Annotated in this window: 26 protein-coding genes, 1 tRNA gene and 1 rRNA gene; 17 read left to right on the forward strand and 11 right to left on the reverse strand. The window is 66.1% G+C overall.

Annotated elements, in window-relative coordinates; all coding sequences use genetic code 11:
* A 5S ribosomal RNA gene (gene rrf, locus AC5RWD_RS20885) occupies positions 1-96 on the forward strand; the annotation flags it as partial.
* Between the two features lie 92 nt (positions 97-188).
* Here the strand turns inward: rrf and AC5RWD_RS20890 are convergent.
* Complete coding sequence (locus tag AC5RWD_RS20890) at positions 189-1,100, reverse strand: patatin-like phospholipase family protein (RefSeq protein ID WP_494021840.1); 912 nt, start codon at positions 1,098-1,100, stop codon at positions 189-191.
* Between the two features lie 292 nt (positions 1,101-1,392).
* On the opposite strand from AC5RWD_RS20890, the gene AC5RWD_RS20895 reads away from it, so the two are divergent.
* The gene (locus AC5RWD_RS20895; RefSeq protein ID WP_494021841.1) at positions 1,393-1,878 is read left to right on the forward strand and encodes an SRPBCC family protein; all 486 of its coding nucleotides are present in this window, start codon (positions 1,393-1,395) and stop codon (positions 1,876-1,878) included.
* A 7-nt stretch (positions 1,879-1,885) separates the two neighbouring features.
* Here AC5RWD_RS20895 and AC5RWD_RS20900 read toward each other — a convergent pair whose 3' ends face one another.
* Together AC5RWD_RS20900 and AC5RWD_RS20905 are read right to left on the reverse strand one after the other, a co-directional pair.
* Entirely contained in the window at positions 1,886-2,899 is a 1,014-nt protein-coding gene (locus AC5RWD_RS20900; RefSeq protein WP_494021842.1) for a LacI family DNA-binding transcriptional regulator, read from the reverse strand.
* Positions 2,900-2,902: 3 nt separating this feature from the next.
* Positions 2,903-4,654, reverse strand: a complete 1,752-nt coding sequence (locus tag AC5RWD_RS20905; protein ID WP_494021843.1) for a glycoside hydrolase family 13 protein — start codon at positions 4,652-4,654, stop codon at positions 2,903-2,905.
* A gap of 212 nt (positions 4,655-4,866) precedes the next feature.
* Between AC5RWD_RS20905 and AC5RWD_RS20910 the strand changes: the two genes are divergently transcribed.
* Positions 4,867-6,237 carry an FAD-binding oxidoreductase gene (locus AC5RWD_RS20910; protein WP_494021844.1) on the forward strand — a complete coding sequence of 457 codons (1,371 nt, stop codon included), beginning with the start codon at positions 4,867-4,869 and terminating at the stop codon, positions 6,235-6,237.
* Positions 6,238-6,294: 57 nt separating this feature from the next.
* Here the strand turns inward: AC5RWD_RS20910 and AC5RWD_RS20915 are convergent, their stop codons facing one another.
* From AC5RWD_RS20915 to otsA, 4 genes are all read right to left on the reverse strand, one after another.
* Positions 6,295-7,713, reverse strand: coding sequence for a DUF4032 domain-containing protein (locus tag AC5RWD_RS20915; RefSeq protein ID WP_494021845.1), 1,419 nt, complete (start codon positions 7,711-7,713; stop codon positions 6,295-6,297).
* Positions 7,714-7,821: 108 nt separating this feature from the next.
* Positions 7,822-8,904, reverse strand: coding sequence for an ABC transporter ATP-binding protein (locus tag AC5RWD_RS20920; protein ID WP_494021846.1), 1,083 nt, complete (start codon positions 8,902-8,904; stop codon positions 7,822-7,824).
* A gap of 223 nt (positions 8,905-9,127) precedes the next feature.
* Entirely contained in the window at positions 9,128-9,958 is an 831-nt protein-coding gene (gene otsB, locus AC5RWD_RS20925; protein ID WP_494021847.1) for a trehalose-phosphatase, read from the reverse strand.
* A complete protein-coding gene (gene otsA / locus AC5RWD_RS20930) occupies positions 9,948-11,360 on the reverse strand; it encodes an alpha,alpha-trehalose-phosphate synthase (UDP-forming) (protein WP_494021869.1) in 1,413 nt (470 codons plus the stop codon). Before otsA ends, otsB begins: the two co-directional genes overlap by 11 nt.
* A 293-nt stretch (positions 11,361-11,653) precedes the next feature.
* Here otsA and AC5RWD_RS20935 point away from each other — a divergent pair, with 293 nt between their 5' ends.
* The 10 genes from AC5RWD_RS20935 (at position 11,654) to AC5RWD_RS20980 (ending at position 19,772) form a co-directional block, all read left to right on the forward strand.
* Positions 11,654-12,544, forward strand: coding sequence for a DsbA family protein (locus AC5RWD_RS20935; protein ID WP_494021848.1), 891 nt, complete (start codon positions 11,654-11,656; stop codon positions 12,542-12,544).
* Between the two features lie 141 nt (positions 12,545-12,685).
* A tRNA-Thr gene (locus AC5RWD_RS20940) sits at positions 12,686-12,759 on the forward strand.
* Positions 12,760-13,306: 547 nt separating this feature from the next.
* Entirely contained in the window at positions 13,307-14,437 is a 1,131-nt protein-coding gene (locus AC5RWD_RS20945) for a hypothetical protein (RefSeq protein WP_494021849.1), read from the forward strand.
* Between the two features lie 71 nt (positions 14,438-14,508).
* Positions 14,509-14,727, forward strand: a complete 219-nt coding sequence (locus tag AC5RWD_RS20950; protein ID WP_494021870.1) for a CBM96 family carbohydrate-binding protein — start codon at positions 14,509-14,511, stop codon at positions 14,725-14,727.
* Positions 14,728-14,734: 7 nt separating this feature from the next.
* A complete protein-coding gene (locus AC5RWD_RS20955) occupies positions 14,735-15,058 on the forward strand; it encodes a CBM96 family carbohydrate-binding protein (protein WP_494021850.1) in 324 nt (107 codons plus the stop codon).
* 165 nt (positions 15,059-15,223) lie between these two features.
* Positions 15,224-16,006 (forward strand): hypothetical protein, encoded by a 783-nt coding sequence (locus AC5RWD_RS20960; RefSeq protein WP_494021851.1) that lies wholly within the window; start codon positions 15,224-15,226, stop codon positions 16,004-16,006.
* A 61-nt stretch (positions 16,007-16,067) separates the two neighbouring features.
* A complete protein-coding gene (locus AC5RWD_RS20965) occupies positions 16,068-16,331 on the forward strand; it encodes a hypothetical protein (RefSeq protein WP_494021852.1) in 264 nt (87 codons plus the stop codon).
* A complete protein-coding gene (locus AC5RWD_RS20970; protein WP_494021853.1) occupies positions 16,328-16,789 on the forward strand; it encodes a glycosyltransferase in 462 nt (153 codons plus the stop codon). Before AC5RWD_RS20965 ends, AC5RWD_RS20970 begins: the two co-directional genes overlap by 4 nt.
* The gene (locus tag AC5RWD_RS20975; RefSeq protein WP_494021854.1) at positions 16,789-18,444 is read left to right on the forward strand and encodes a lipopolysaccharide biosynthesis protein; all 1,656 of its coding nucleotides are present in this window, start codon (positions 16,789-16,791) and stop codon (positions 18,442-18,444) included. Before AC5RWD_RS20970 ends, AC5RWD_RS20975 begins: the two co-directional genes overlap by 1 nt.
* Positions 18,445-18,668: 224 nt before the next feature.
* Positions 18,669-19,772 (forward strand): metallophosphoesterase family protein, encoded by a 1,104-nt coding sequence (locus AC5RWD_RS20980; RefSeq protein ID WP_494021855.1) that lies wholly within the window; start codon positions 18,669-18,671, stop codon positions 19,770-19,772.
* Between the two features lie 196 nt (positions 19,773-19,968).
* Here the strand turns inward: AC5RWD_RS20980 and AC5RWD_RS20985 are convergent, their stop codons facing one another.
* Entirely contained in the window at positions 19,969-20,316 is a 348-nt protein-coding gene (locus tag AC5RWD_RS20985; RefSeq protein WP_494021856.1) for a hypothetical protein, read from the reverse strand.
* 195 nt (positions 20,317-20,511) lie between these two features.
* Here AC5RWD_RS20985 and AC5RWD_RS20990 point away from each other — a divergent pair, with 195 nt between their 5' ends.
* The 3 genes from AC5RWD_RS20990 (at position 20,512) to AC5RWD_RS21000 (ending at position 22,043) form a co-directional block, all read left to right on the forward strand.
* Positions 20,512-20,739, forward strand: coding sequence for a hypothetical protein (locus tag AC5RWD_RS20990; RefSeq protein WP_494021857.1), 228 nt, complete (start codon positions 20,512-20,514; stop codon positions 20,737-20,739).
* A 103-nt stretch (positions 20,740-20,842) separates the two neighbouring features.
* Positions 20,843-21,145 (forward strand): DUF4193 domain-containing protein, encoded by a 303-nt coding sequence (locus AC5RWD_RS20995; RefSeq protein ID WP_494021858.1) that lies wholly within the window; start codon positions 20,843-20,845, stop codon positions 21,143-21,145.
* A gap of 349 nt (positions 21,146-21,494) precedes the next feature.
* Entirely contained in the window at positions 21,495-22,043 is a 549-nt protein-coding gene (locus AC5RWD_RS21000) for an AMIN-like domain-containing (lipo)protein (protein ID WP_494021859.1), read from the forward strand.
* 132 nt (positions 22,044-22,175) lie between these two features.
* Here AC5RWD_RS21000 and AC5RWD_RS21005 read toward each other — a convergent pair whose 3' ends face one another.
* Genes AC5RWD_RS21005 through AC5RWD_RS21015 form a run of 3 tightly spaced genes read right to left on the reverse strand, consistent with a single transcriptional unit; the run spans position 22,176 to position 25,849 of the window.
* Positions 22,176-23,738, reverse strand: a complete 1,563-nt coding sequence (locus tag AC5RWD_RS21005; RefSeq protein ID WP_494021860.1) for an APC family permease — start codon at positions 23,736-23,738, stop codon at positions 22,176-22,178.
* A 12-nt stretch (positions 23,739-23,750) separates the two neighbouring features.
* On the reverse strand, positions 23,751-24,776 hold the full coding sequence (locus AC5RWD_RS21010) for an agmatine deiminase family protein (protein WP_494021861.1): 1,026 nt from the start codon (positions 24,774-24,776) through the stop codon (positions 23,751-23,753).
* On the reverse strand, positions 24,773-25,849 hold the full coding sequence (locus tag AC5RWD_RS21015; protein ID WP_494021862.1) for a nitrilase-related carbon-nitrogen hydrolase: 1,077 nt from the start codon (positions 25,847-25,849) through the stop codon (positions 24,773-24,775). Before AC5RWD_RS21015 ends, AC5RWD_RS21010 begins: the two co-directional genes overlap by 4 nt.
* Positions 25,850-26,064: 215 nt before the next feature.
* Between AC5RWD_RS21015 and AC5RWD_RS21020 the strand changes: the two genes are divergently transcribed.
* Positions 26,065-26,544 (forward strand): Dps family protein, encoded by a 480-nt coding sequence (locus AC5RWD_RS21020; RefSeq protein ID WP_494021863.1) that lies wholly within the window; start codon positions 26,065-26,067, stop codon positions 26,542-26,544.
* The last annotated feature ends 82 nt before the right edge of the window (positions 26,545-26,626 follow it).

A 26,626-nucleotide genomic window follows, 5' to 3' on the forward strand; every position in this document is an offset into this window, starting at 1 on the left:
GAAACGCCCGGTCCCATTCCGAACCCGGAAGCTAAGACCCACAGCGCCGATGGTACTGCACCCGGGAGGGTGTGGGAGAGTAGGTCACCGCCGGACACTATTTACGGCTCAGGCCCCGACGATGAACGTCGGGGCCTGAGCCTTTTAACACCCAGGAGGTCACACCGGAAGGGTGTTATCGCCAGAATCTACCTCCAGAAGTCGCCGAGCTGCCGGGCAAGGGCCTTGCCTTGGTTGTAACCGGCTCGAGCCGCCCGCGGACGCAGCGACAGATCCATCGCATTGGCGCCGAACATGTTCTCGGAGCTGCCATCCGGGAAGACCGTTTCCACTCGGCTGCCTCCTGCGCGCAGTTCGTCGACCTGGGTTGCGAGATCCATGCCCCACTCCAGCGGCATCCGTGACCTGCCGCCGAACGGTGACAGCACCAGCACACGCCCGTATCCAGTTGCCAGGTCGGCGTTCTCACTGCGCCGGTAGCCGCCGTTGATGTACCGTTTCCCGCCGATTCTGTAGGCTCCTCCGAAGCCGTTACTGGTGCTGGCGGCGACGGCGTCCACCAGATCGATTCCGCTGCGGCGGTCGAATACCACCGGTTTGCCGTTATGCGCATCGACAGCCGTGATGAGCACACGCTGTTGCGGCCAGTGCCGGCTGGGAAGCCGTGCCGCGACGATGGCGCGCCAGCGCGTCGGGCCAGTGCCGTCGGCAGCATCCATTGCGAGGGCCGCGGCGCCCATCCTGCGTCGCATGTCGGATGCATCCTGGGCAGAACCGATGATCCCGGCCGACCACTCCAGGTAGTTCGGCCCCGGGACATTCGGAGCGCGTTTCCTGTCCGCTCCGGCGTCACCAGCCCGCGGCCGGGGCACTTCGGCCAGGATGGCGGCATACAGTGCGCCCGGCCGTGTCCCGCCGGTGATCTGGGCAGCCACCGTCGATCCTGCAGACGTCCCGACGATGAGATCGGCCTCGGTCGGATCGACCCCGGCCTCGGACAAGCCGGCGATGAGACCGAGCTCCCAGGCATTGCCTGCCGCTCCGGCACCGGCGAGGACCAAGGCTCGTTTGTTTGGGGTGGAATAAGGAGTTGTGTTCATGGGAGTCGCCTTTCGCGAATTGCCTGTAGGGCGCTCCCAATTGCGACTACCTCAGCCGCGCGATCGTGCGCTGCAGGGGAGCACCCACTACGGATACTGCGTACACGGGTCTCACCTCCTGCCGATGGATGACGGTCACAGGGATAATCGCACACCGCGACGCGGTGCGCAATTGGCCCCGGGCGGGACGACGTGTCGTTGCCTGTCCCTGCTCGTTGCCTACCACTGCGCCCAAACTGTGACGGGTGGCGTGAGGAGGATCCGGCAGGGTGGGGCCGGTAAGTTGGTAGCCATGGACAATCTCTTCAGCCACGCCGCCGGCAGCGACGTACCCGAGCCAGCAGTCAGCCTGGACCCCGTCATCTGCACGGTGGTGGTCCCCGGACCGGTCTCCCGGGCTTTCATGGGATTCACTGACCACACACATCTCTGGTGGCCCATGGAGACCAACAGCGTGTACGGGCCCGGCTCCCACGTGGAGTTCGAGGAGAACCTGATTGTGGAGACTGCCGATGACGGCGGCGCAATCTGGGGAACCATTGACGACTGGCAGCCGCCGCTGTCCTTCCACGCATCCTGGTACCCCGGTAGCACCGCGCTGTGGTCCACCGAGCTTCGTGTGGTGTTCCGGGGCGTCGAGGAAGGCGCAGAAGTGCGTGTGGTCCACGACGGCTGGGAGGGTGCCGAGGATCCGGCCCGCACCCGTGCCGCCTGGGAGAGGGACTGGCCGGAAGTGCTGAGCCGGTACGTCCGGTTCATGGGCGGCACTTCAGGCTAATACGGTCCTAAACCGGGGGTACGGCCGTGCTCCGCCGCACCACAAACCGGGTTGGGTATTCGGTGTTCACGACAGTGCTGTCCGCTCCGGCGTCGAACTCCTCGAGCAGCAGGCGCACCGCCAGTGCTCCCTGGCCCCGCGGGTCCTGATCGACCGTGGTCAGGCCGAACAGTTCCCCCAGTTCGTGTCCGTCCATGCCGATGACCGACAAGTCTTCGGGCACCCGGAGCCCGAAGTCCCGCGCGGCCAGGATGCTTCCAATTGCCATCTCATCCGAGGCTGCGAAGACTGCCGTTGGCCTTTCCGAAGTGCCACCGAGGAGTTCCCGTGCAACGGCGTAGGCCCCCTCGATCGTGAAGTCCGCCCTGACCACCCACGAGGAACGCATGGGGAGCCCTGCTGCCGTCATTGCCTTCTTGTAGCCTGCGCGCCGGGTGCGCGGGATCTTGAAGTCCTGCTCGTACACCGAGTCGCCCGTGAGGTGAGCGATCCGCCGGTGGCCGAGCCGGATGAGGTGGTTGACCGCCGACTCTGCCAGGCCGTGGTCGTCTATTCGGATGGTGGAAGCTCCGGGCAGTGGTCCGCCGATGCCCACGAGCGGACGGTTGATGGCAAGCATCTGGCCGATCTCCTCGTCCGTCAGCGCCAGCGCCACCGCAATCACCGCATCCACGCGTTTCCGCAGCAGAAAGTCCTGGAGGATACTCCGCCGCCGGACCGGCCCCTCCGTGATGTTGTAGAGCGTCAGGTCATAACCGGCGTCCAAGAGGGCAGCCGAGATGCCCTCCACCACGGACGAGAAGTACCAGCGGCGGACAGTGGGTACCACGAGGCCGATGTTGCGGGTCCGGCCGGAGGCGAGGCTGGACGCCGGGGCGGAGGGAACGAAACCGAGCTCCGCCGCGGCTGCCCGGGCACGTTCACGGCTCGCCGGAGACACGTGGCCCTTGCCGCTCAAGGCGCGGGAAACGGTGGCTATGGAAAGCCCTGCCCGTTCCGCAACGTCCTTGATGCCGGCCACGTCTTAGCTCTCTGTGCCCTCTGCCGGAATCCGCAGCCAGGCGGTCTCCCCGAAGCCCAGAGCAAACCGCTGGTCATCCTCGCCGTAACCCGTTGGCGATGAGCTGCGGAGCACAACCTCGCCGGCGGGAAGCTCCAGCGGATCGGGGCCCATGTTCATGACCACCAGGATGTCCCCGTTCAGGAACGCCAGGGACGAAGCGGTGCACCATTCCTCCGCCCAGGCGAGGGAGCCGCGTCCAAGGTCCAGCTCGCGGCGGACAGTGAGCATGCGGCGGTACAGGTTCAAGTGCGACGACGGGTCCCCGGCCTGGGCGTCACGGGCCAGTTTCGCGAAGCTCTCGGGCTGCGGCAGCCAGGGCGCGTCGCCGTCGCCGAACCCGCTGTAAAGCTCGGAAGCCTTCCACGGCAGCGGAACCCGGCAGCCGTCGCGTCCCAACCGGGCACCGCCGGTCCGCGCGAACGTCGGATCCTGCCGCTGATGGTCCGGGATATGGATGCCGTCCGGGAGGCCAAGTTCTTCGCCCTGGTACAGGTAGGCGCTGCCGGGGAGCCCCAGCATGAACAGGGACGCGGCCGCGGCACGGACCCTGCCCAGCTCCTCATCCGGCTGGGGATCGTGGGGGCCGATGCCGTCTCCGCCCCGCGGGCCGGCCCAGTCGTACCCGAAGCGGGTGGCGTGCCGGACGACGTCGTGGTTGGACAGCACCCAGGTGCTCGGCGCACCCACGGCGTCCAGGGACGTCAGGGATTCGGTGACGATGTGGCGCAGGCGGTGGAGATCCAGCCCCGCATGGAGGTACGGAAAGTTGAAGGCCTGGTGCATTTCGTCGGGCCGGACCCAGTGTGCCAGCCGCGGGAGGGGATCCACGTTGGCTTCCGCGCAGAGAATGCGGTCGGGACCGTACTCCTCAAGTATCCGGCGCCAAGCACGGTAAATGTCGTGCAGCGCCGGCTGGCCGAACATGGGAGCTTCATGCCCGGGGAAGTTATCGGAGCTGCTGCCGTCCGCGCGTCCGCCCCACACTGGAAGACCCGGCGCCTTGACCAGGGCGTGGGCGACGTCCACGCGGAAGCCGGAGACGCCCCGGTCCAGCCAGAAGCGCAGGATGCGCTCGAACTCGTCATGCACGGCCTGGTTGTCCCAGTTGAAGTCAGGCTGCGATGAATCGAAGAGGTGCAGGTACCACTGGCCGGGGGCGCCGTCGGGTTCGGTGATGCGGGTCCAGGCGGGACCGCCGAAGTGCGACTCCCAGTTGTTGGGTGGTTCATTGCCTTCGTCGCCCTGGCCGTCGCGAAAGATGAACATGTCCCGTTCAGGGCTCCCCGGGCCGGCTGCCAGTGCCGCCTGGAAATCACGGTGCTGGTCGGAGCAGTGGTTCGGGACGAGGTCGACAATAACCCGAAGGCCCAGGCGGTTCGCCTCAGCCACCATGCCGTCGAAGTCACCGAGCGAGCCGAAGATGGGGTCGACGTCGCAGTAGTCGCTGACGTCGTATCCGGCGTCACGCTGCGGCGAGCGGTAGAAGGGTGAGAGCCAGACAGCGTCCACGTTGAGCTCGGCAAGCTGCGGCATCTCGGCGGTGATCCCTGCGAGGTCGCCGATTCCATCGCCGTTCATGTCCCGGAAGGACCGCGGGTACACCTGGTAGATGACGGCTGACCGCCACCAGCCGTGCGCGTTGTCAGGGGCGTGGATGGGCGTCAGGGAGCCAGCCAGCGGCGACGCCGAGTACAGAAACGAGTCAACAGACATGGGGCCATCCTAAAGGCGGAATGCGGCATAATGAAAGCGCTTACACCGGTAAATGCGTTGACAATCCGGGTCAACCGCAAAGGGGGCGACGTCATTGGCATCACAATACTGGAAACGCTTCCAACTCATAGCCCTATGCGGGAACGCCGACCGGAAAAGGGGCCTCCCCTAGCGACATCTAGACTGAAGCAAAGGAACGGAACGGGAGACACATGGGCAGCATCGCCGACGAACTGACATCAATCCTGGGTGCGGGAAAGGTCCTCCGGGACGAGGCCGCACTCGCCGTGTACGCGGTGGACCAGGCACCTGTGCTGGACTACCGGCTGCCCGCCGCGGTGGTCCTTGCGGAGACCGTCGAGGACGTCCAGGCCACGGTCAAAGCCTGCGCGGCCCGGAACGTGCCGCTGGTGCCCCGCGGCGCCGGGACTGGAGTCTCGGGAGGCGCCCATGCCAGCGAGGGCTGCGTTGTCCTGGGGCTGGAACGGATGAACCGCATTCTGGAGCTCAACGCGGATGACGAGACCGCCGTCGTCGAACCCGGCGTCATCAACGCCGACCTGAACGACGCCGCGGCGGCGCACGGGCTCATGTTCGCTCCGGACCCGGCAAGCTTCCGGATATCCACTGTCGGCGGGAACGTGGCCACCAATGCCGGCGGGCTGCGGTGCGCGAAGTACGGTGTGACCCGGGATTCCGTGCTGGCACTGGACGTGGTCCTCGCGGACGGGTCGCTTCTGCATACCGGCCACCAGACGTTCAAGGGCGTGGCCGGCTACGACCTCACTGGGCTGTTCGTGGGTTCGGAGGGCACGCTGGGCATAGTGGTCGGCGCGACGGTCCGGCTCAAGTACCTGCCCCGCGAGGTGCACACCATCGCCGCGTTCTACCCTGATTTCCGGCAGGCGGCGGCCGGTGTGCTCGCGGTTGGAAGGGCCCGCGTCCAGCCGGCCATCATGGAACTGCTCGACGGCGGGTCGCTGGCCCAGCTGGATGAGCTGCATGGCTCGGATCTCGCGTCTCGGGGAGCCTCGCTGCTCCTGGTGCAGACGGACGGCTTCGGCGCGGCGGCGGAGGCCGAGGTGGTGCGGGAGGTCCTCGCGGCAGGTGGTGCCGTGGTCACCACTGAGGCCAGTGCAGAAGCGGAACAGCTGGTGGAACTGCGGCGCAACAGCAGGGGCGTGGAGGTGGACGACGAGTACCGCGTGGGCGAGGACGTTGCCGTGCCGCGCTCCAGGCTGGTGGACTACGTGGCGGCGCTGGAAGCCCTGGCCGGGGCGCATGACGTCAGCCTGAAGGTCGTGGCACATGCCGGCGACGGCAACCTGCACCCGACATTCTGGATTGACCGCGTGAATGACGAGGTGGACACCGCCGCCTTTCGCCGCCTGAACACGGCGCTCGACGCGTCCATCGTGGCGGCACTGGAAATGGGCGGAACCATCACGGGCGAACACGGTGTGGGGCAGTACAAGCTGCGCTGGCTGGGCCTGGAACAGCCCGAGCCGCTGCGGCAGCTGCAGCGCCGGGTCAAGGAGCTCTTCGATCCCGCCGGCATCCTGAATCCCGGCAAGGCGATCTGAGGCAGGTCAACTGAAGCGGGGCCAAAGCCCGACCCGTGAACTTCATCGCCCGAAAACTCAGTCGTCGGCGTCGGGGTACTCGTCCTCGGTCTCGTCGGGCCCGTACCGCGACTCCTCTGTCTCCACGACGAGGATTTTCAGCATCTCCGTGTCCGGGTTCAGCATGATGGCGGCCTCGTCGCGGCGGTGCCGCAGGATCGAGTCGATGTAGGACTGGACGGCCTCGGCCAGGGGGATGTGCCGTTCCTGCTTTTCGGACATGTACCAGCGGTGCTCCAGCACCTCGTGCACGGCTTCGGCCGGTTCAAGCTTTCCGGAGAGGTCGCGGGGGATGGAACGGACAATCGGCTCGAAGATCTGGCTGACCCAGAGGTGCGCGCTGTATTCCTCGTCCATCTCCGGGTTGTTGTCGGCCCGGAAGGAGTCCATGTCGTTGAGCAGGCGCCGGGCCTGGTTCTCCTGGGCGTCGAGTCCGGTCAGGCGCAGCAGGCGGCGCATGTGGTGGCCGGCGTCGACAACCTTCGGCTGCAACTGGATGGTGGAGCCGTTCTGGGTGGTCTTGATCGCGTACTCTTCGACGTCGAAACCGAGCTCGTTGAGCCGGCGGATGCGGGCGCCAACGCGCCAGCGCTCGCCCAGCTCGAAGGATTCCTTGGCGGTCAGCTCCGTCCACAGGCGCCGGTAGCTTTCCATGATGAGCTCGCTGGTGGCCACGGGGTCCACCTTCTCCTCGATCAGGCCGCCGTCGAGGAGGTCCATGAGTTCGCCGGCGATGTTGACGCGGGCGATCTCCAGGTCGTACTCGCGCTGGCCGGTGGAGAGATCCGGGTACAGTTCGCCGGTTTCGGCGTCCACCAAGTAGGCGGCGAAGGCGCCGGCGTCCCGGCGGAAAAGGGTGTTGGAGAGCGAGACGTCGCCCCAGTAGAAGCCGATAAGGTGCAGCCGGACCATCAGCAGCGCCTGGGCGTCGATGAGCCGGGTGAGCGTGTCCTTGCGCAGCATCTGCGAGAAGAGCGCGCGGTACGGCATGGAGAACTTCAGGTGGCGGGTCACGAGGACCGGGTTCAGGGGACGACCGTCGGGGGTGGTGCGGCCGGTAATGACCGCCACGGGCTCCACGCAGGGCACGTCCAGGCGCGCGAGTTTGCGGAGCATGTGGTACTCGTGGCGGGCCACGTGCTCGGACGTTTCCTTGATGGCGATGACGGAGCCGCCGAGGTGGGCGAAGCGCACGATGTGCCGGGAGATGCCGCGGGGGAGCGCGGCCAGGTTTTCCGCCGGCCAGTCTTCGAGGGCTATGTGCCAGGGCAGGTCGAGGAGCTCCGGGTCGGCGGCAGCGGCTGTGATGTTGAGGTTGCTTGCGACCGAGGCTGCCTTGTCGTCATTGGCGCTGGCTGCTTCGAACCGCGGCAGCTTGCCGATCTGCCCGTAGTCGGTGGGTTCATCGTGCCACTGCGCGTTGTATTCCTCGGTCATGCGTCAATTCTTCCGTATTTTGCGGGGGGTACCTAAAAGAGGCCAGCGGTTAAAGCCCGACGGCGGCCCTCCGGTTGTGGAGGACCGCCGCCAGATTTTGGCTAAGGGTTAGTCGCCCAGACGCTCGCCGGTCTTGGTGTCGAACAGGTGCACGTGGCCGGACTGCGGGCGGACCCAGATGGACTCGCCCTTCATCGGGGGACGGCGGCCGTCGACTCGGGCCACGATGTCGTGCGTCTTGCCGTCCAGCGTGGTGTGGCCGTAGACGTAGGCGTCGGCGCCGAGTTCCTCGACCACGTCTACCTCAACCTGGATGCCTTCGCCCTGGGGTGCCGTCTCGAGGTCTTCGGGACGGCTGCCAAGGGTGACGGTGCGGCCGTGGGCCTCATCGAGGATCTCGTGCGGTACGGGGTAAACGGTGCCGCCGAACTGGACGCCGCCGTCGACGACGGGAAGTTCCAGCAGATTCATGGCGGGGGAGCCGATGAAGCCGGCCACGAAGACGTTCTTGGGGCGGTCGTACAGGTTGCGCGGGGTGTCCACCTGCATCAGCAGGCCGTCCTTGAGCACGGCAACGCGGTCGCCCATGGTCATGGCCTCGACCTGGTCGTGGGTCACGTAAACGGTGGTGACGCCCAGGCGGCGGGTGAGGGACGCGATCTGGGTGCGGGTCTGGACGCGGAGCTTGGCGTCCAGGTTGGAGAGCGGCTCGTCCATGAGGAAGACCTGCGGGTTACGCACGATGGCGCGGCCCATGGCAACACGCTGGCGCTGACCGCCGGAGAGTGCCTTCGGCTTGCGGTCGAGGTACTGTTCAAGGTCCAGGAGCTTTGCAGCTTCGCGGACCCGCTCGGCGCGCTCTTCCTTGCTTACGCCGGCGATCTTGAGGGCGAAGCCCATGTTGTCCGCCACGGTCATGTGTGGGTACAGGGCGTAGTTCTGGAAGACCATCGCGATGTCGCGGTCCTTCGGCGGAACGTCGGTGACATCGCGGTCGCCAATGAGGATCCGGCCAGCGTTGACGTCCTCGAGGCCTGCGAGCATGCGCAGGGAGGTGGACTTACCGCAACCGGAGGGTCCAACGAGGACCAGGAATTCGCCGTCGGCGATTTCGATGTTGAGCTTGTCAACAGCGGGCTTTTCTGTGCCCGGATACAGACGCGTAGCGTTGTCAAAAGTAACTGTTGCCACAGTTATCAATCCCTTCACCGGCAGGTACGTGCCGGACGATCCGTAGTGAATGGTTCATGTAATTCAGTTGTGCCCTACATGATGACTCCCCGGCCGGAGCCGAGGAGCATCAAGTGACGCCGCACGGTTCTGTGCGCCACATCACAAGCAAGAGTATGTCAGATTTATCGCGATACGGACAAAATGTTACGGACGTCACACGTGAGATCCCGCACAAGGGCGTTTACGCGGGTGTAACGGCCTTCCGGCGTTCCCGCAGCAATGCCTCGAGGAGTTCGGCGATATGGATGGGGGCCTCCACCCGGAACTGTGCCTGGGTGAAGTCGAGGCCCACCTTCACGCCGACGTCGTGCTGGCCGAGGCGGGCCAGGGCATCCTCGTCGGTGGTGTCGTCGCCGGCGAACAGCACGCCGGTGGCTCCGGTGGCCTGGCGGAGGAAGTCGACGCCCTCACCCTTGGACGCGTGCACCACGGACGTTTCCAGGACGCGCTTGCCGTTCTTGAGATAGACGCCCGGCCGGTCCTGGAGGGCGGCGCGGGCCGCCGCGACGGCGTCCTCGGCAACGTCGTCCGCCGCCAGCCGTGTGTGCAGCACAACGCCGGCGGGCTTTTCCTCCAGGACGGTGCCTGGGGCCAGTTCCGCGATCTCCGTCAGGATGCCCCGGACCTCGTCGAGGAGTGAGAGCTGCTCGGGGTCCAGGGTCAGCGGCGCCGAACCCGGACCCAGCCACGCCTCGGCGCCATGGCTTCCGATCAGCAGGGTCTCCTCCGGCGGGAAGGCGACCGCCCGCAGACTGTCCAGTGCCCTGCCGGAGATGAGTGCCGTCGTCGTACGCGGAAGGGAACTCAGCTCGGCGAAGGCGGCAGCCGAGCGGGGGAGCGGGCGCGCGTCCCCGGCGTGGTCCACGATGGGCGAGATGGTGCCGTCGAAGTCCATGGCCACCAGCAGGTGGTCTGTGCCCGCGATGCGGCGCACCGCGTCCAGCAGTTCGGGGGACAGCGTCAGCCGGGTACTGCCCGTTTCGCCGGTGGTGTGCTCTGCGTCACGAGTCATCGCGGATCACCTTCTCTTTGAGGGCGTTCAGGAAATCGGCCGACCAGTGGTCGACGTCGTGGTCCAGGATCTGCTTGCGCATGGCGCGCATGCGGCGGGCAGACTCCCTTGGGGACATCTTCACCGCGCGCATCACGGCGTCTTTGAGTCCGTCGATGTCGTGCGGGTTGATCAGCAGGGCCTGCTTGAGCTGGTCCGCGGCGCCGGCAAACTCGCTGAGCACCAGGGCGCCATCGTTGTTGGTGCGGGCCGTGACGTATTCCTTGGCCACGAGGTTCATGCCGTCGCGGAGAGCGGTGACCAGCATGACGTCCGCCGCCAGGTAGAGCGCCACCATCTCTTCCACCGGGTAGCTGTGGTGCAGGTAGCGGACGGCCGTGTTCTCGATGGTGTCGTAGGTGCCGTTGATGTGGCCCACGGTGCCCTCGACCTCCTCGCGCAGGAGCCGGTACTGCTCCACGCGTTCGCGGCTGGGGCTGGCAACCTGGATGAGCGTCGCGTCGCCCACCTTGAGATGGCCCTCATTCAGGAGCTCCTCGTACGCCTTGAGCCGGTGGCCGATGCCCTTCGTATAGTCCAGCCGGTCCACGCCCAGCAGGATTGTCTTGGGGTTACCGAGGTCCTGCCGGATCTGGCGGGCGCGTTCAATGATCTCGGGCTTCTGGGCCAGTTCGGTGATGTGCTGGACATCGATGGAAATGGGGAAGGCCTGGGCACGGGCGATGTGCGTGAGGTCGCCCTCGGTGTCCTTGACGTGCACCTGCTGCTGCTTGACGCTGGCGCCGAGGAAGCGCCGGGCCGAACGCATGAAGTTGCCGGCGTCGCTGCTGCGCTGGAAGCCCACCAGGTCGGCCCCCAGCAGGCCGTCGATGATGGCATGGCGCCAGGGGAGCTGGGCGAAGATCTCCGGCGGCGGGAAGGGAATGTGATTAAAGAACCCGATCTTCAGGTCCGGCCGCGCCTGGCGCAGCATCCGCGGCACCAGCTGGAGCTGGTAGTCCTGCACCCACACAGTCGCGCCTTCATCGGCAGTACGGACGACGGCGTCGGCGAACCTTCTGTTCACCGTGCGGTAGGCGTCCCACCAGGTCCTGTGGAACTCCGGCGGCGCGATGACATCGTGGTACAGGGGCCACAGCGTCGCATTGGAGAAACCTTCGTAGTACAGTTCAACGTCATCGCTGCTGAGCTGTACCGGCACAAGGTCCATGCCGCCGTGGCTGAACGGTTCCACCGTCTCATCCGCGGCACCGTGCCAGCCCACCCAGGCGCCGTCCGTCCGGGTCATCATGGGAGCAAGCGCGGTTACCAGGCCGCCCGGGGAGCGCCGCCAGCCGGAGCCGTCATCACCGGGCTCACCGGGCGCGCAGCGGTCCACCGGCAGGCGGTTTGAAACCACCATGAAGTCGTACTTGGTGGCGTCCTTCGTACCGTCCCCGGCGGCGTCCGAGCTGCCGCCGGGCACCGCCGAGCTTTCCGTTTTTGTGTCGGATTTGTCGCGTACGGCTCCGTGCATTGGGGCTCCCTGGGGTTGCTTGTGACTCTCACCAACCCTATCGGGCCGGAATCTTACGGGCCATTCGTCCGTTGGGCAGGCTGGAACGAATACTTGAAAGCGCAAGCTCCAGGGTTCTCCCCTAAACTGGGGGAGTTGCCCCTGGTGGCCCGCACTTGTCCGTACGACACGAGGAACTAATGAGCCCCGCAAACGAACCCCGCAAGTCCAAAGCAGACCGCACGGCCGAGGCCCGCGAGAAAGCCCGCGAAATCCGGGAGGCGCAGCTTAAGAAGGACAAGCGGAACAAACTGCTCATTGGCTGGGGCATCGTGGTCGCCGTCGTGGCCATCCTTGCCGTCGTCGCACTGGTGGTGACCACCAGCCTTAAGAACAACGCGCCGGTGGCGGACCAGGGCCCCACCCCGGCCAACGGCAACGTCCACGGCGGCATCACCCTGCTCAAGGGCACCGAAGTGGCAAAGTCCGCCGCCGCCACCGTGAACGTCGCAGACATTCCGTCGCCGGCAGCCTCGGCGCCCGCAACCGTCACGGCGCCGGGAGCGGAAGCCGAAAAGGGCAAACCGGTTAAGGTCGTCCTCTACATCGACTTCATCTGCCCCGTCTGCAAGAACTTCGAGGCAACGTACAACGAGACGCTGACGAAGCTCCGTGACGAAGGCAAGATCACCGTGGAGTACCGGGCCCTCGGCTTCCTGGACAGCCGCTCCACCACCAACTACTCCTCGCGCGCTGCGAACGCCGCCGCGTGCGTGGTGAACGAATCCCCGGAGAAGTACTCGGCGTTCGTGGACACCCTGTTCGCCAACCAGCCTGCCGAAGGCGGCGCCGGGCTCTCCGACGACGAGCTGAAGAAGCTGGCCACGGACGTCGGGGCCAAGAGCATCGACTCCTGCGTCGAGAACAAGACGTACCGTCCCTGGGTCAAGTACACCACCCAGGAAGCCGCAGCCATCGGCGTGACCGGGACGCCGACTGTCCTCGTGGACGGCAAGCAGTGGGGCAAGGGCGACAGCGCGCAGACCGAATTCCCGGCCTTCGTTGAGGCGGCCATCAAGGCCAAGGCCTAGACTCACGACGGCGGTGGCCCGGCGTCCGGATTTTCCGGGCACTGGGCCACCTGCTGTTTAACCGCCTGTCCGTTTTTACGGGCAGGCTGTCCTTGGGCTAACCTTATCTAGCGCCTTAGCGGCGCCCGCCCTGACGGGCACGCCTCCTTAGCTCAGTTGGCCAGAGCACCGCTCTTGTAAAGCGGGGGTCGTCGGTTCGAATCCGACAGGGGGCTCTTTTTTATGCCTTGAACCTTCGGTTATTTATGGCTCTGTGGCGCTCTGAGGCAGCCTACTCCACCAATTAGCAATGAGTATCGCCAGGAGTTCCAGGGCTGCCTTCACGTGATCTCACTTTGAACTTGCCGGTTCCAAGGATGTTTCCACCCCCCCCAAACTGGGGCTGGTACGGGAAACGCCAAGCTTTTTACAAGCTGTTCTGCTGAACATGTTCCAAGGGGAGTGCACGCAAGTTGCCAGACCAGAGCAGCAGGCGGACCACACCAGCAGGGCTTCGATTACCCGTAGCCGGCTGGGAGGGTTGCTCGGGAGTGGCATAGGCAGACAACACCAAAAAGTGGTGAGGCTAGTGGGCATCCCAACACAGGCCGACGTTCAACTCCGGGCACAACGTTGCAGGACTCTGCGCTCCTTCCCATGGGACGGAGCGGTGTAGGTCGCAGGACATCCAGGTTTGGCATAGGCCGGGGAGGTGGTCGCCCGGCCGGGCTTCGACTGCGCGCCCGGCGGAGCCTGGGGCTCAATGCGCTGCTGGCTGCGCTGTTGCTTGCGCTGGGGGTCCTGGTGGTGCCGGTTCCGGCGACGGCTGCTCCAGGCGATGTTGGGGTTGAGGGTCTGTCGCATTCGGGGACAGGTACGCCGACAGGTACGAAGCGGCAGACGAATGCGTTGTGGTTCAACGACGGGACCTGGTGGGGGAACCTGTGGGACACAGCCACCTCGGATTTCCATATCTTCCGTTTCAATTCCGCGACTAACGCCTGGGTGAATACGGGCGTGAGGACGGAGACGCGGGCGAACACTCATCATGACGTGTTGTGGGACGGGATGACGCTGTATGTGGCGAGCTATCGGTTCGTCAATGACGGCCTGCCGGCTGAGCCCAACTTCCCGTCGACGATGCGGCGTTACAGCTACAACTCGAGTACAAAGACGTACTCGCTGATCAACTCGGAGAACATCAACAACCAAAAAGTTGAGACCCTGTCCATTGATAAGGACTCGACTGGCCGGGTGTGGGCCACCTGGCAGCAGGGGAACCGGATCTATCTGAACGTCACTGGCACCGGGGGCACGGGGTGGGGGACTCCATTCCCGCTTCCTGCGACGTTGGGCAACGTGTCCGTGGACGACAATTCGGCTGTGATCGCATTCGGCGGGGCCGGCAACGGCAAGATGGGCGTGATGTGGAGCCGGCAGGTCGGTGACGCCAATGACGGCATGTACTGGAGCTCCCACGTCGACGGAGCGGCGAATACCGCCTGGGCCGCCCCTGTGGCCGCGGTGAAGGGGGTGCGCACCGGTGACGGCCATATGAACCTGAAGTGGCTGGACTCCTCAAACGGTCGTGTTTTCGCCGCTATTAAGACGTCCTTCACGTCGGCGTCCCAGCCGCTGACCCAACTGTTGGCATTCAATGGGACGGCGTTGTCGGCGCACACGGTCGCCACTGTGGCCGAGTGCCCGAACCGCGTGGTCGTCCTGATCGATGAAAGCACGCAGAGGGTGTGTACTTTTGCTACCTATCCGAAACCGACTGGCACGACGAACGCCGGAGTCTGCACCAGCTCGGGGGTGCAATCTACGAGAAGTCCACGCCACTGGACAGCATCAGCTTCACCACCGCGAAGACGGCTCGCATTGTTGACGCCGACCAGTATGTCCACAACGTGACGTCGACGAAGCAGAACCTCAACAGTAGGGCGCGGGGCACGGCCAACAGCGGCCTGCTGGTGCTCGCCGATGTGAACGCCACCAGACGGTACTGGCACTTTTACGACCCTAGCGGTGGTGCCGGTGGTGGTACGACGACGGAGACCGTCACCCTCACGGCCACCGCTGACAGCTATACGTCGAGCGGGGCGACAGGGACGAACTTTGGCACGAGTACCACGCTGCGTTCGGACAACAGCCCGGTGGAGGCCACGTACTTGAAATTTCGACCTCTCGCCGTATGCGGGTAGGACGCTGGTGAGTGCCAGGTTGCAGCTGCGCAACGGCGGGAACGCGTCGACGGGTACGCAGAACGTCAAGCTGGTGGCCAGCGACAGCTGGACCGAGGGTGGGATCACATCCGCCAACCGTCCGGCGCTTGGCACCAGCATCGGCAGCCTCGGTGCGACAGCGACCAACACCAACTACAGCCTTCCACTAGCGGCCGAAGCCCTGACCGGTGACCTCGGCCAGCAGCTCTCTCTTGGAATGGACGCCAACAGCAGTGACGGCTTGGAGCTCAACTCCAAGGAAGCCGGAAGTACGGCCGCGCCCACGCTGGTACTCACGCTGCAGAAGTAGGTAAACGTTCTCGGTCGGGTGTTTCGCGACGGGGAATCGTCCGAGGATAAAGCGCTCGGATGATTCCCCGGCCGCCAGGTGAGGGCCTTCTTCACCGCGACCCGGCCGGTACGGTCCGCACCAGTAACACTTTCCGACCGACACGCACCCAGACAGAGGACAATCATGCACACCCGGGAGACCAAAGCACTTCACTTCGATATCCACGGCCGCCTCACGATCCGCGTCGATGCCAAGGCGCCGGCAGCGACGCAGCTCCAGACCATGTTGGCTTGCTTCTCCAGCGACACCGAACGGCCGGCCGACATCGTCGTCGACGACCGGCCGGAACCGATGCCGGATGCGGGTCTGCTGGAACACGAGCTCGCGTACACGGGGGACAGCATGCGTTTCCAAGCCGAGCGGGTCCAGGTCGTGAGGGACGGAGAGCAGTGGCGCATACACGGGCCGGGCGAGCTGTTGACCACTGTGGAACCTATTCTCGACTCCGCCATGGTGGGCCGGGGAGCCGCCATGATCCACGCGGCAACGATGGCATACCGGGGCCACGCGATCGCGCTTCCCGCCGCTGGAGGGACCGGTAAGACGAGCACCGTCGCCAAGCTGATGCGGCGGGAGGGGTGGTCGTTCATGGGCGACGACTGGGCCTTCCTCGCCGAGGATGCCACGCTGCTCGGCTACGCGAAGCCGATGTTCATCAAGCCCCACCACCGGGCCATCTACCCACACCTGTTCGAAGGTGTCCGGAAGCCCCTCGTCCCGCCGCGGTTCTCGCAGGAGCGTCGGCCGTCTCACCACCGTGGTGCACCCGTACGTCATCCGTTATCCGCGCCTTGCGGACTTCTCCCAGCGATGGTCGCCGGAGCACCGCATGGTCACCGCGGGGACCGCGTTCCCAGGGCGGGAACTGACGACCTCGGCACCGCTCGCGGCCGCCATCTACGTTGAGCGCTTCGAGGGCGCCCGGTCTAGGGTCCTCGAGCGGACGAGCGAGTGGATGGTCGACCGCATGCTCGGTAATTTCCACATCGAGATGGCGGGCTTCTCGCAGCGGGTCGTGACCGGCCTGGCGGCCACGTCCGTGGTCCCGTGGCGCGAGCACTTCACGGCGAAGGGGGTCGTGCTGAACAAGGCGCTCGACGGGCGGCCCTGCCACCTGCTGCAGGTGCCCTCCGCCTACACGGCGGATGAGCGTCGGATGACATCGTCCGGCATCTCGAGCAGCTGCTGCCCTCAGTCCTCGACGAGCAGGCCTGAAGGGTGGGCACCGTGAGTAACAGCCCTGCCGAGGTCACCGCCGTCGTTCCGGCCCGGAACGCCGAACACCTGCTCCCGCGCTGTCTCAAGGCCCTGCGCCAGTCCGGTGTTGCCGAGATCATCGTAGTGGACGGATTATCCACCGACCGCACCGTCGATCTCGCCCTCGCGGCCGGTGCCCGGGTCCTCAGCGGCGAGGGGCGGGGCCTGCCCTGGGCTCGAACATTTGGTGTGAAGAGCAGCACCACCCGTTGGGTCCTGCTCGTGGATGCCGACGTCGTGTTCGGACCTACGGGGGTCGGCGACCTGCTCACGGAGCTGGTGGAGGGCGGCTATGACGCCCTCCAAGCCGGCCTGGAGAGTGTTGCTGGACCGGGCTACTGGGGACAGGCGCTGGCACATCATCACCGCACCGGCCGCAGCCGCAATTGGTTCGGGCTCGTGGCGACGATCGTTGACATGACCGGGACCTGATGCTGGGCCTGGGCTTCGACGGTTCGTTCAAGTCGGGGGAGGACATCGAGCTGCGTTGGCGGATGCGGGAGTCAGGGCTGCGGACAGGAGTGTCACGGCGTGTCGTCGTCGAACATCGTTTCGCCGCAGACGACTTTGACTTCGCGCTGGACCAGTTCCTCATGGACGGAACGGGACTGGGACGGATGGTCCGCAAGAACGGCTGGCGCGGTGTGAGGTTGGCGCTGCTGCCCGCCGCCGCGGCAGTCCGGGGCAGCGCCTTGAGCCTCGCCGCGGGCCAGCCCCGGTGGCTGATGGCCAAGGGCGTGAGGGCTAAGCGGGAGACCGCTGTCACGGACGCCTCGATCGTCCGGCACTCCGCCCTGCGCAGCTCGCTCGGCCTCGTTGTGGCGAAGGCTGCCCAGACGGGCCTTGGTTTCGCCTTTTGGATCGTGGCCGCGCGCGCGACGTCCGACCGTGAGGTCGGGCTCACCACGGCCGCGGTCTCGGCGGTAATGATCTGCACGCAACTCGCGGTGCTGGGCGCCGGATCAGCCGTGATTGTCTCTGTGGGGCGAGGGGAGACACCGGCCCGGGTGCTGGACGCGGCGTTCGCCATCGTGGGGGTAGCCGGCACGGGGCTGGCCCTCGGCTACCTCGTGCTGCAATCTGCCGTGACGCCGGATACGGCTTCGGCCTCGGTTCTCTTCTGGCTCACGTTCCTCGTGGCCGCCGTCGCCGGCACCCTGGTCATCGTGCTGGACCAGGCGCTCGTGGCGTTGGGACGCGGTTCCAGCGCGACCTTGAGGTACGCGCTGGGCGGCGGGATCTCACTCGCGGCTGCGGCGCTCGTGGCCTGGGGGGCGCACGGTGCCTCCGCTGACGTTCTGATGGCGTGCTGGAGCCTCGGGACGGTCGTGGCATGCGTCGTCGGTGCGGTCCAGCTGCGAAGACTGGTCGGCTACCGGCCGCGACCATCCTTGCGCCGGGCGCGTGGCCGTTCATTGCTGGCGCTGGGCATTCCGCACCAGCTCCTCACCCTCACCGAGCGCGCCCCCGGGCTGGTGCTGCCGCTCCTGCTCGCGCACATGGTGGCGCCGGAGGCCGCTGCCTACTGGTATCCCGCATGGATGATGGCTTGGGCCGCCTACACTGCCCCGGTGCTGATGGGCATCGTCCAGTTCTCCGAGGGTGTCCGCGTCGCGGACCGGCTGGTGTCGACCACCTGGGCGAGTCTCCGTTGGTCGCTCACCGTGGGAGGTCTCGCTGCCGCGGTGCTCGTCCTCCTCGCTAACCCCCTGCTCAGTCTGCTAGGGGAGCGGTACGCCGACTCATCCGCCGACGCGCTGCGTTGGTTGGCAGCCGGACTGGTGCCGTATGCGCTGCTGCAGGCCTACAACGCTGTCTGCCGGGCTCTCGGCCGCTACGCGGAGGCGATCGTGTTCGGCGTGACGCTCGGAACCGCCCTCTGCGTCGCAGCACTGTCGGCCTCCGACAGGGGCCCAGCGCCATGGCCCTTGCATGGTTGGTGGTGCTCTCCATCGGGGCCGCGGTGGTCGGCCCCCGGCTGGTCGCCCTCCTCCGGCGCGTCGGGCAGGACGCGCGATGACCAGCACGCTCAATTCGACCCGCCGCACAGAGGGACGCTGGAATCCCCGCTACGTGGCCGGCCGTGATGTGGCTCGCCGTGGTGCTATTGCTCTTGCTCTGCGGTGGCGGAGCCTTCGTGATGGACATACCGCAGGATGTGGATCTACGCATCGCTGACGCCCTCTGGCGCACCCAGGGGATCGAGCCCGACATCGCGGGGAACTTTGGCTGGCCGGGTTTGTTCGCACTCCGAAGTCCGATGAGCCCGATCAGACCCCAGGTGACCCACATGCCAGAGGCTCCTTGGCCTGTGAACGACCTACCTGGGCCTCTTCCTTCCACGCATTCCGGACTTGCGCGCGTGGAAAGCGCGGGGCAGTGGTGTCTCCTCAGCGACCTTCACCTCGGCGTATCGGAGGACGACCCCTGGTGCCCCGGCAGAATGCTGCCCCAGTTCCTGTGCCGCGAGGTGCTCGCCGCCTCCGGTCCCCAGCAGCACATCGCTTTCGTCGGTGACACGTTCGAGCTGGTCGGGATCCCCGCGGACGAAAGCCTGGCCCGGCTCGAGTCCATCCTCACCCGCCATCCCGATACGTTCTGGGCGCTGCGGGCGTGCGCGGCGCGCGGCATACAGCTGCACTTCGTGTGCGGCAATCACGACGCAAAACTGGCCAGGCCGTCGGTTGCCGCCCGCCTGTCGGAGCTGTTGTCACCTGCCGAGCCGACGCGGGTCCGGGTGTACCCGTGGTTCCTGCACGTGCCCCACGTGCTCGTGGCCGAGCACGGGCACCAGCACCACGCGCTGCATCGGATCCCCGAGGTGCTCCGCGTGGCGGTCAAAGGCACCGAAGGGCTGGACCTGCCACCGCTCGCCGCCTGGCACGCCCATTCGTTCAGGTCGCCCCTGAGCCGTGCAGTGGCCCTTGCCCGGGCCTGTCTGGCGTCGGAGCGGGCGGAACGCCGCGTCCGGGAGCTCGCGTACTTCGAGCTGCTGCAAGCCGAGTCGCTGCGGCTTGCGCTAGACGAAGTGGCCGTTCGGGACCTGGCGCACCTCTCCCGGTTCCGGACGGTGTCGGCGATCCCGGCCGCCGCAACCCGCATGCTGCTCGCGGCCGCCGGGCGGCGAGTCGCCGGCGAAGGGGCTCTTGCTGCAGCGGGCCGGTTCGCACGCACGCTCGAGGCGCACGGTTCCGGGGTGGCCTGGTACGTCTCGGGCCACACCCATCGGGCCTTCGAGGCGGCCCTCGAGGCGTGCCCCACCCGGTACGTGAATGCCGGCACCTGGTCGTCGGACGTCCGCGGTCGCGGACCTGACCAGTCCGACCCTCGTGCGTTCCCGTACGTCATGGTCGACGTCGCCAGCGATGGGGCCATCAGCGGCGGGCTGCGTTACTGGCGTCCGGACGGTCGCTGAGCCTCACTGGCATCAGCGTCCTGCCGACGTCGCTGCTGTGGGTCATAAGCTGCCGCTGTGCGGGAAGCCGCCCATCCTTGCCGGACCCCTGGTCCTTCTCCCGTGCTGCTGCCTGCTAAGCCTTAGGGCCGCAAACCCCTCCCTTCCGGCGCTTTACCGGGACGGAGGGGTTTGCTTCGTGCGGACGCCGTTGCAGTCATTCCGCGTCTATCTCCTCCAGCAGGTCCTTGGCGGCCTTCCGGATGTCGTCGTGGTCGTACTGTGCCGCCCTGCTCTCCAGCGAGATGATCGCGCAGCGGTGGACCTTCTTGAGGTCCCCGAATGGAAAGCTCACGCTGCCTTTTGTGCTGCTGGACTTCTCGCTGTCAATGCCGAGGTGCCACTTCGAGAACTCGTCGAAGCCGTGCTTGTCGATGAAGGAGTTCTCGTCGTCCGCGGAGGGAGCGTGTTCGCTCCAGTCATCACGAACGTCCCGCTCCACATTCCCCTTCTTAACGAGACTGCGTGCATGCTCCAATGCCTTGCGGTTCAGTTTCGTAGCCATGTGGTGCCTCCGCCTGCCGGGGTGGTCAGATCCAGGAACAGCTCAAGGCTAAGACGGACGACGGCGCCACGCCAGTCCCGCCGGCCCAGTCCCGCCGGCCCAGTCCCGCTGGGCCCGACAAAGGGGGCGCATGGTTTAACTGTTTGGAGACGCCGCCGAAACGTGTCCACAACACTGGCCGCATAGCTTTGCGCCATGACCATCACAGAGTTGCTCACCCGGATACGTGCGGCGCTCGCGGACGCCCTGCTCTTCTCGCTGGCTCCTGCCACTGCCGAGCAGGCCAGCGACGCCCTCCAGGAAGTCACGCGGTGGGCGTGGCTGCCCGCGCTCAGCTGGGCGGCAGTCGCGGGCGACCATGCGCTCAGGACGCATGAAAATGCCGCCGGCCAGGCTCCGGATCAGGCGGAAATGACCATTTAGTGTCGCGTTGGCCACACTATTCTTGACGTTGTCGCTTTATGACCTAAACTGCTTCACTGAGGTGCCTGAATGGCGCTGTGCAGCAACGAAAGTGAACAACGCTATGGCTACCGATTACGACGCCCCACGCAAGACAGAAGAAGAGTCTCCCTCCGAATCGCTGGAGGCACTCCAGGCGTCCCGCGGCGGCGGTGCCCAGACCGCCGTTATCGATGTCGACGAGAATGACACCGCCGAGGGCATCGATCTTCCGGGCGCCGATCTTTCCAACGAGGAACTGACGGTCATCGTCGTTCCCGAACAGTCCGATGAGTTCACCTGCGGCTCCTGCTTCCTGGTCCGTCACCGGTCCCAGGTAGCCAAGGAAAAGAACGGCCTGAAGTACTGCTATGACTGCGAAGGCTAGAACAGCCGTTCCACGCATGTCCTGCTTTGCAGCCAGGCAGCCTTCATAGCCAGGCAGCGGCCAGAGCAAAGCCACGAGGTGCCGGCTCCCCACGGGGAGGCCGGCGCCTCGCTTTTTTGTGGCCGCTTGAAGGCCCGGACAAGCCCCCGTTATCTCCGGTAACGGAAGCGTGGAGAAAGGGCTACAAACGCCTCTCGATGGCCTTAAAAGCACGCCCGGAATTACGGCCCCGTGACCCGCATTTTGCGACATTAACGGTTGCGCCCCGAACCGGCTACATCCCTCGTATAGGGCTTTTGGCGCTCCTACTCTGGAACTATCCAATCACTCACTCGAAAGGGGTGGCCAAATGAAAAGAATTCCCGCCTGGCTCACAGTCATCCTCATGGCTGTCGGGCTGGGCCTGCTGGCTCCGGGCTCCGCTTCGGCAGCCTCCTACTGCGGGCAGGTGTGGGGCTCGCTGGCGAAGGCAGACAAGACCATGAGCACCGCAGCCATCACCAACGTCCGCACCGGTCAGCACTACTGCTTCGACCGCCTCGTGATCGACCTCAAGGGCAAAGCCAAGGGCTACAACGTCCGCTACGTTTCCGAGGTGGCCCAGGAAGGCTCCGGCCTGCCGCTCAAGCTCCGTGGCAAGGCATTCCTGCAGCTCACCATCAACTCGCCGGCATATGACAATGCCACCGGCAAGGCCACCTTCATCCCGGCCAACCGGTCCGAGGTGACCAACGTGTCCGGTTACCACACGTTCCGGCAGGTGGCGTGGGCCGGCAGCTTCGAGGGCTACACCACCCTTGGCCTGGGCGTCCGTGCCCGGCTGCCCTTCAAGGTATACACGCTGGACGGCCCCGGATCCGGCTCCCGGCTCGTCGTCGACGTCGCCCACTACTGGTGAGGTGCCTGCAGTAGGGGAGCAGGGCAGCTGACGGGACAAGGGGTCCCCGATCAGCTGGCTGGCCAAAATAAGAACAGCGATGCCCCGCCTCCCGGACCGGGAGGCGGGGCATCGCCGCGTTCGAAGGGTGTGCTACTCGGGCACCACCAGTGCGGGGGTGTCCCGGCGGATCGTGTCGCCGCGGAAGTAGCCGGGCCGCAGCCGGGCCATCACCAGCATGAAGAGGATGCCCAGAGCCAGGATCCCGACCCCGAGCACGAATACGAGCCCCACGCCGAAGATCTCCGAACCGCTGCCGAACTCGGGCGCCCAGCTGTCGATGGCGGTCTGCAGGAAGACCACGGTCAGCCCGATGCCGCCAAGCAGCGGACACAGCAGCCGCAGCACGAAGTTGCGGGCACTGCTGAAGACGCTGCCGCGGAAGTACCACGCGCAGGCGAACGCCGTCAGCCCGTAGTAGAAGCAGATCATCAGGCCCAGGGCCAGGATGGTGTCGTTGAGGACGTTCTCGCTCACCACGTGCATCACGGCGTAAAACCCGGCCGACAGCACGCCCGCCGCAACGGTGGCGAAGCCCGGCGTCGAAAATTTCTTGCTCATGTGGCTGAACCGCGGCGGCAGGGCACCGTAGTGGGCCATCGCCAGCAGGCTGCGCGAGGGCGAGGTGAACGTCGACTGCAGCGACGCCGCCGAACTGGACAGGACCGCCAGGGACATCAGGATGGCGAACGGGCCCATGACGGGGGAAGCCAGCGCGGTGAAGACGTTCGCGTGGTTTTCCTCGTTGTTGAGGCCGATCCCTGTATCCCCGACACCGGCGAACATCATGGTGGCGACCGTCACCAGCAGGTAGATACCCAGGACTACGACGGCGGTCAGGGTTCCGGCGAGGCCGGCAGTCTTCTTCCCGTTGGCTGTTTCCTCGTTGACCGTCAGGCACACGTCCCAGCCCCAGTAGACGAAGATGGACAGCGAAATGCCGGCGGCAACCTGGCCGAACGTCTCGATCCTTGTTACGTCGAACCACTCCCAGCTGAACGGGATGGCCGTGGCGGACGTGGACCAGTTGGCGAACGCCATGGCCACGAAGAGGCCCAGCACCACCAGCTGGAAACCCACCAGGCCGTACTGGACAACTTTGGTGGTGTGCAGGCCGCGATAGCTGACCCACACAGCCAGCGCCACGAAGACGAAGCACGTCAGGACATTCAGCGGCTTGTTGGCGGCGAGGTCCGCCAGTTCCGGTGACCCGGTCAGCTGAGCCAGGAAGAGGTAGAAGAAGTCCACCGCCACCCCGGCAAGGTTGGACAGCACGATGATGTTCGCGGCCAGCAGCCCCCAGCCGCCCATCCAGCCAACCCACGGTCCGAACGCCTTGGTCACCCAGGTGAACGTGGTCCCGCTGTCCGGGGAATCCGCATTCAGCTCCCGGTAGGCGAGCGAGACGAGGATCATGGGGATGAAACCGATGAGGAAGATCACCGGCAGCTGGAGTCCCGCCTCGTTCACCGTGGGCCCCAGCGCGCTGGTCAGTGTATAGGCCGGCGCGATGGTCGAGATACCCAGGACAACGACGGCCAGGAGACCCAGCTGCCCGCCCTTGAGGCCCTTCCCGGTGATGCCGTGCGTTGCTTCGCCGGCCAGGGAAGTGCTCTTCCCGCCGGGCTGGATGCTCTCACGCGTGGTTTGGCTCATGACTGGCCCTTCCTAGATGGCAGCGGGCTGCTGCTGGGTGATGCAGTGAATGCCGCCGCCGCGGGCGAAGAGTTCGCGGGCATCGATGCCCACCACCTTGCGCCCGGGATACGCATCCGCGAGGATGCGGAGCGCCTTCTCGTCGTTGGGGTCGGAGAACGTGCAGGCGATGACTCCGCCGTTGACCACCACATGGTTGATGTAGCTGTAGTCGACGAAGCCCTCCGGGTCCGTCAGGGCAACGGGCGCCGGGACTTCGATGATGGACCATTCCCGGCCCGCAGCATCCGTAGTGGAGGACAGGAAGCTGATGATTTCGCGGCTCACCTCATAGTCCGGGTGGGCGGGGTTCTGCTGGGAATGGACCAGCAGGGTGCCAGGGGACGGGATGGCGGCAACGATATCGACGTGCCCGCGCGTACCGAACCGCTGTGAGTCACGGGTGAGCCCGCGGGGCAGCCAGATCACCTTTTTGGCGCCGATGGTCCTGGCCAGTTCGGCCTCGACGTCGGCCTTGCTGAGTCCGGGATTGCGGCCCGGATCAAGCTGCACCGTTTCGGTGACCAGCACCGTGCCTTCGCCGTCCACCTGGATTCCGCCGCCCTCGTTGACCAATTCGGACACGAGGTGCCGTGCGCTGGACCGGCCGGCCACCTCGGCGGCAACCAGGGAGTCCTTGTCCCAGCTGGCCCAGTCCTGGGCGCCCCAGCCGTTGAAGACCCAGTCCACGGCGCCCAGGGCGCCGTTTCCGTCCAGGACGAACGTCGGGCCGATGTCGCGCATCCAGGCGTCGTTGAGTTCCGCCGTCAGCACCTCGACGGCGGGTGACAGGTAGTGGGCGGCGGTCCCGACGTCGGACGGGTCCACCACCATGCTGACCGGTTCAAACTCGACGGCGGCGTTCGCGACGGCGGCCCAGACGGACCGGGCGGCGTGCGCCGCCTCAGCGGTGTCGCCGAGGGTGTAGCCGCCGGTGGGGAAAGCCATCCAGAGCCGTTCCTGGCGCGCCGTCTCGGCCGGCATGCGCCACGGGCTCACGCGTTCACCCCGGCGTTTGAGCCTGCCGGGACCCCGGTGGCTGCTGGGCCGGTTGCCGCAAGTGCGTCCGGCGTGCCGAACGGCTCCTCGGGGCGGACCGGCTCGGTGAGCCGGGCGTAGGTGTCGGGGCGGCGGGTGGTCAGGAACGGGAACAGCGTCAGCCAGTCCTTGCGCTGGTCGAGGTCGAGGTCGGCCACGAGGACCGCCGACTCGTCACGGGGACCCTGGACCAGGATGCGGCCGTAGGGATCCGAGATGAAGGAGGATCCGTAGAAGTTCAGGCTGCCCTCCTGGCCCCAGCGGTTCGGGACCACCATGAACAGGCCATTGGCGATGCCGTTGCCCACGATGACCTGCTGCCACAGCGGCTGGGTGTCAAAGTCCGGGAACAGCGGTTCGGAACCGATCGCCGTCGGGTACACCAGCAGTTCGGCGCCGCCAAGGGAGTACATGCGGGCCAGTTCGGGGAACCACTCGTCCCAGCAGGTGGGCATTCCCAGCCGGGCGCCGCCGAGTTCAGCCGGGGCGTGGACCTGGTAGGCGTCCTCGGCGGCGGGGCCCTGGCGGAAGAACTTGTCCTCGTAATATCCGGCGGTCACCGGAATGTGCAGTTTGTGGGTGCGGGCCAGGAGTTCGCCGGCCGGGGACACGAGGATGGAGGTGTTCAGGCCCAGGCCGTCATCCGAGCCGTCCGGGTTACCCGCGTGCTGGTAGAGCGAGGCGTGGACGGTGATGCCGTTCCGGCGGGCGGCCTCGGCCGCAAAGCGGAACGTGGGGCCGGTCAGCAGGTCCTCGGCGGCGTCGGAGGGGCGGGCCCGGTCCTGGCCCTGCCGTGCAAGGTCATTCTCCGGAACCTGGTCGGCGGGGTAGCGGGAGAGGGTGAGCTCGGGCAGGAACACCACGGTGGCGCCAAGCCGGGCCGCCCGGTCGATGCCGTCGTTGAGTTCCGCACGGAGTTCGGCGGCGTTGCTGTGCCAGCGGTGCTGCACAACGCCCACCCTCAAGGCGGGACGGCCGGACGGCGCTGTCCGGGCGAGGGAGGCAGGCGCGTTGAGGCAGGTTACTTCGATCATGATGATGATTACTCCAGTGAGACGACCGTCACTAAATGAATGACGTTCATTTAGTATGCACGGGCAGCGCGGACCTGGCAAGGGCTTTTTGAATGCCGATCATTTATGACTCGCAAAGTAGTAAGTAAGCTGATCGTGAAATTCGGCCGCAGGCGCTCCCCGAGCCGGGGCTGCTGCGGTAGCGTCGGAACCACTGGACCAATCGAGGAGGATTCATGAAGGCTTCACCGACACTGACCAATAACATGCAGGCCGTTCTGACGGACCTGATCGAGCTGCACATCCAGGGCAAGCAGGCGCACTGGAACATCGTTGGGACCAACTTCAGGGATCTGCACCTTCAGCTCGACGAGATCGTCGACGCCGCCCGGGCCTTTGCCGACGACATCGCGGAGCGCATGCGCGCCCTGCACGCGCTGCCGGACGGCCGCAGCGCCACCGTGGCAAAATCGACCCACCTTGCCCAGCTCCCCGACGGGCTCATCAACACCAAGGATGCGATCGACCGCATTGTGGCAGCGCTTGAAGCGGCCGTAGGCACCATGCGCAAGGTCCATGACGAGGTGGATGAGGAAGACCCCACCACCGCGGACCTGCTGCACACCTTCATTGAAAAGCTCGAGCAGTACGCGTGGATGGTTGGCGCCGAGAACATGAAGGCATCGGCCAGCGTCACGCACCCCGACAGCAAGTAGCCGGCCGGAAACACCACGCCGGCGGCAAATACTGAGCCGCCGGCAGCGGGCAGCCGCCAACGGGCAGTCCCGGAGAACTTTT

It is taken from the genome of Arthrobacter sp. CMU6 (assembly GCF_059090205.1).

What these genes read in the sequence shown, in the direction of transcription:
- AC5RWD_RS20890 (WP_494021840.1), bottom strand. Translation starts at nt 1,100, where the DNA reads ATGAACACAACTCCTTATTCCACCCCAAACAAACGAGCCTTGGTCCTC.
- AC5RWD_RS20895 (WP_494021841.1), top strand. Translation starts at nt 1,393, where the DNA reads ATGGACAATCTCTTCAGCCACGCCGCCGGCAGCGACGTACCCGAGCCA.
- AC5RWD_RS20905 (WP_494021843.1), bottom strand. Translation starts at nt 4,654, where the DNA reads ATGTCTGTTGACTCGTTTCTGTACTCGGCGTCGCCGCTGGCTGGCTCC.
- AC5RWD_RS20910 (WP_494021844.1), top strand. Translation starts at nt 4,867, where the DNA reads ATGGGCAGCATCGCCGACGAACTGACATCAATCCTGGGTGCGGGAAAG.
- AC5RWD_RS20915 (WP_494021845.1), bottom strand. Translation starts at nt 7,713, where the DNA reads ATGACCGAGGAATACAACGCGCAGTGGCACGATGAACCCACCGACTAC.
- otsB (WP_494021847.1), bottom strand. Translation starts at nt 9,958, where the DNA reads ATGACTCGTGACGCAGAGCACACCACCGGCGAAACGGGCAGTACCCGG.
- otsA (WP_494021869.1), bottom strand. Translation starts at nt 11,360, where the DNA reads ATGGTGGTTTCAAACCGCCTGCCGGTGGACCGCTGCGCGCCCGGTGAG.
- AC5RWD_RS20935 (WP_494021848.1), top strand. Translation starts at nt 11,654, where the DNA reads ATGAGCCCCGCAAACGAACCCCGCAAGTCCAAAGCAGACCGCACGGCC.
- AC5RWD_RS20960 (WP_494021851.1), top strand. Translation starts at nt 15,224, where the DNA reads ATGCACACCCGGGAGACCAAAGCACTTCACTTCGATATCCACGGCCGC.
- AC5RWD_RS20965 (WP_494021852.1), top strand. Translation starts at nt 16,068, where the DNA reads ATGCTCGGTAATTTCCACATCGAGATGGCGGGCTTCTCGCAGCGGGTC.
- AC5RWD_RS20975 (WP_494021854.1), top strand. Translation starts at nt 16,789, where the DNA reads ATGCTGGGCCTGGGCTTCGACGGTTCGTTCAAGTCGGGGGAGGACATC.
- AC5RWD_RS20985 (WP_494021856.1), bottom strand. Translation starts at nt 20,316, where the DNA reads ATGGCTACGAAACTGAACCGCAAGGCATTGGAGCATGCACGCAGTCTC.
- AC5RWD_RS20990 (WP_494021857.1), top strand. Translation starts at nt 20,512, where the DNA reads ATGACCATCACAGAGTTGCTCACCCGGATACGTGCGGCGCTCGCGGAC.
- AC5RWD_RS20995 (WP_494021858.1), top strand. Translation starts at nt 20,843, where the DNA reads ATGGCTACCGATTACGACGCCCCACGCAAGACAGAAGAAGAGTCTCCC.
- AC5RWD_RS21000 (WP_494021859.1), top strand. Translation starts at nt 21,495, where the DNA reads ATGAAAAGAATTCCCGCCTGGCTCACAGTCATCCTCATGGCTGTCGGG.
- AC5RWD_RS21005 (WP_494021860.1), bottom strand. Translation starts at nt 23,738, where the DNA reads ATGAGCCAAACCACGCGTGAGAGCATCCAGCCCGGCGGGAAGAGCACT.
- AC5RWD_RS21015 (WP_494021862.1), bottom strand. Translation starts at nt 25,849, where the DNA reads ATGATCGAAGTAACCTGCCTCAACGCGCCTGCCTCCCTCGCCCGGACA.
- AC5RWD_RS21020 (WP_494021863.1), top strand. Translation starts at nt 26,065, where the DNA reads ATGAAGGCTTCACCGACACTGACCAATAACATGCAGGCCGTTCTGACG.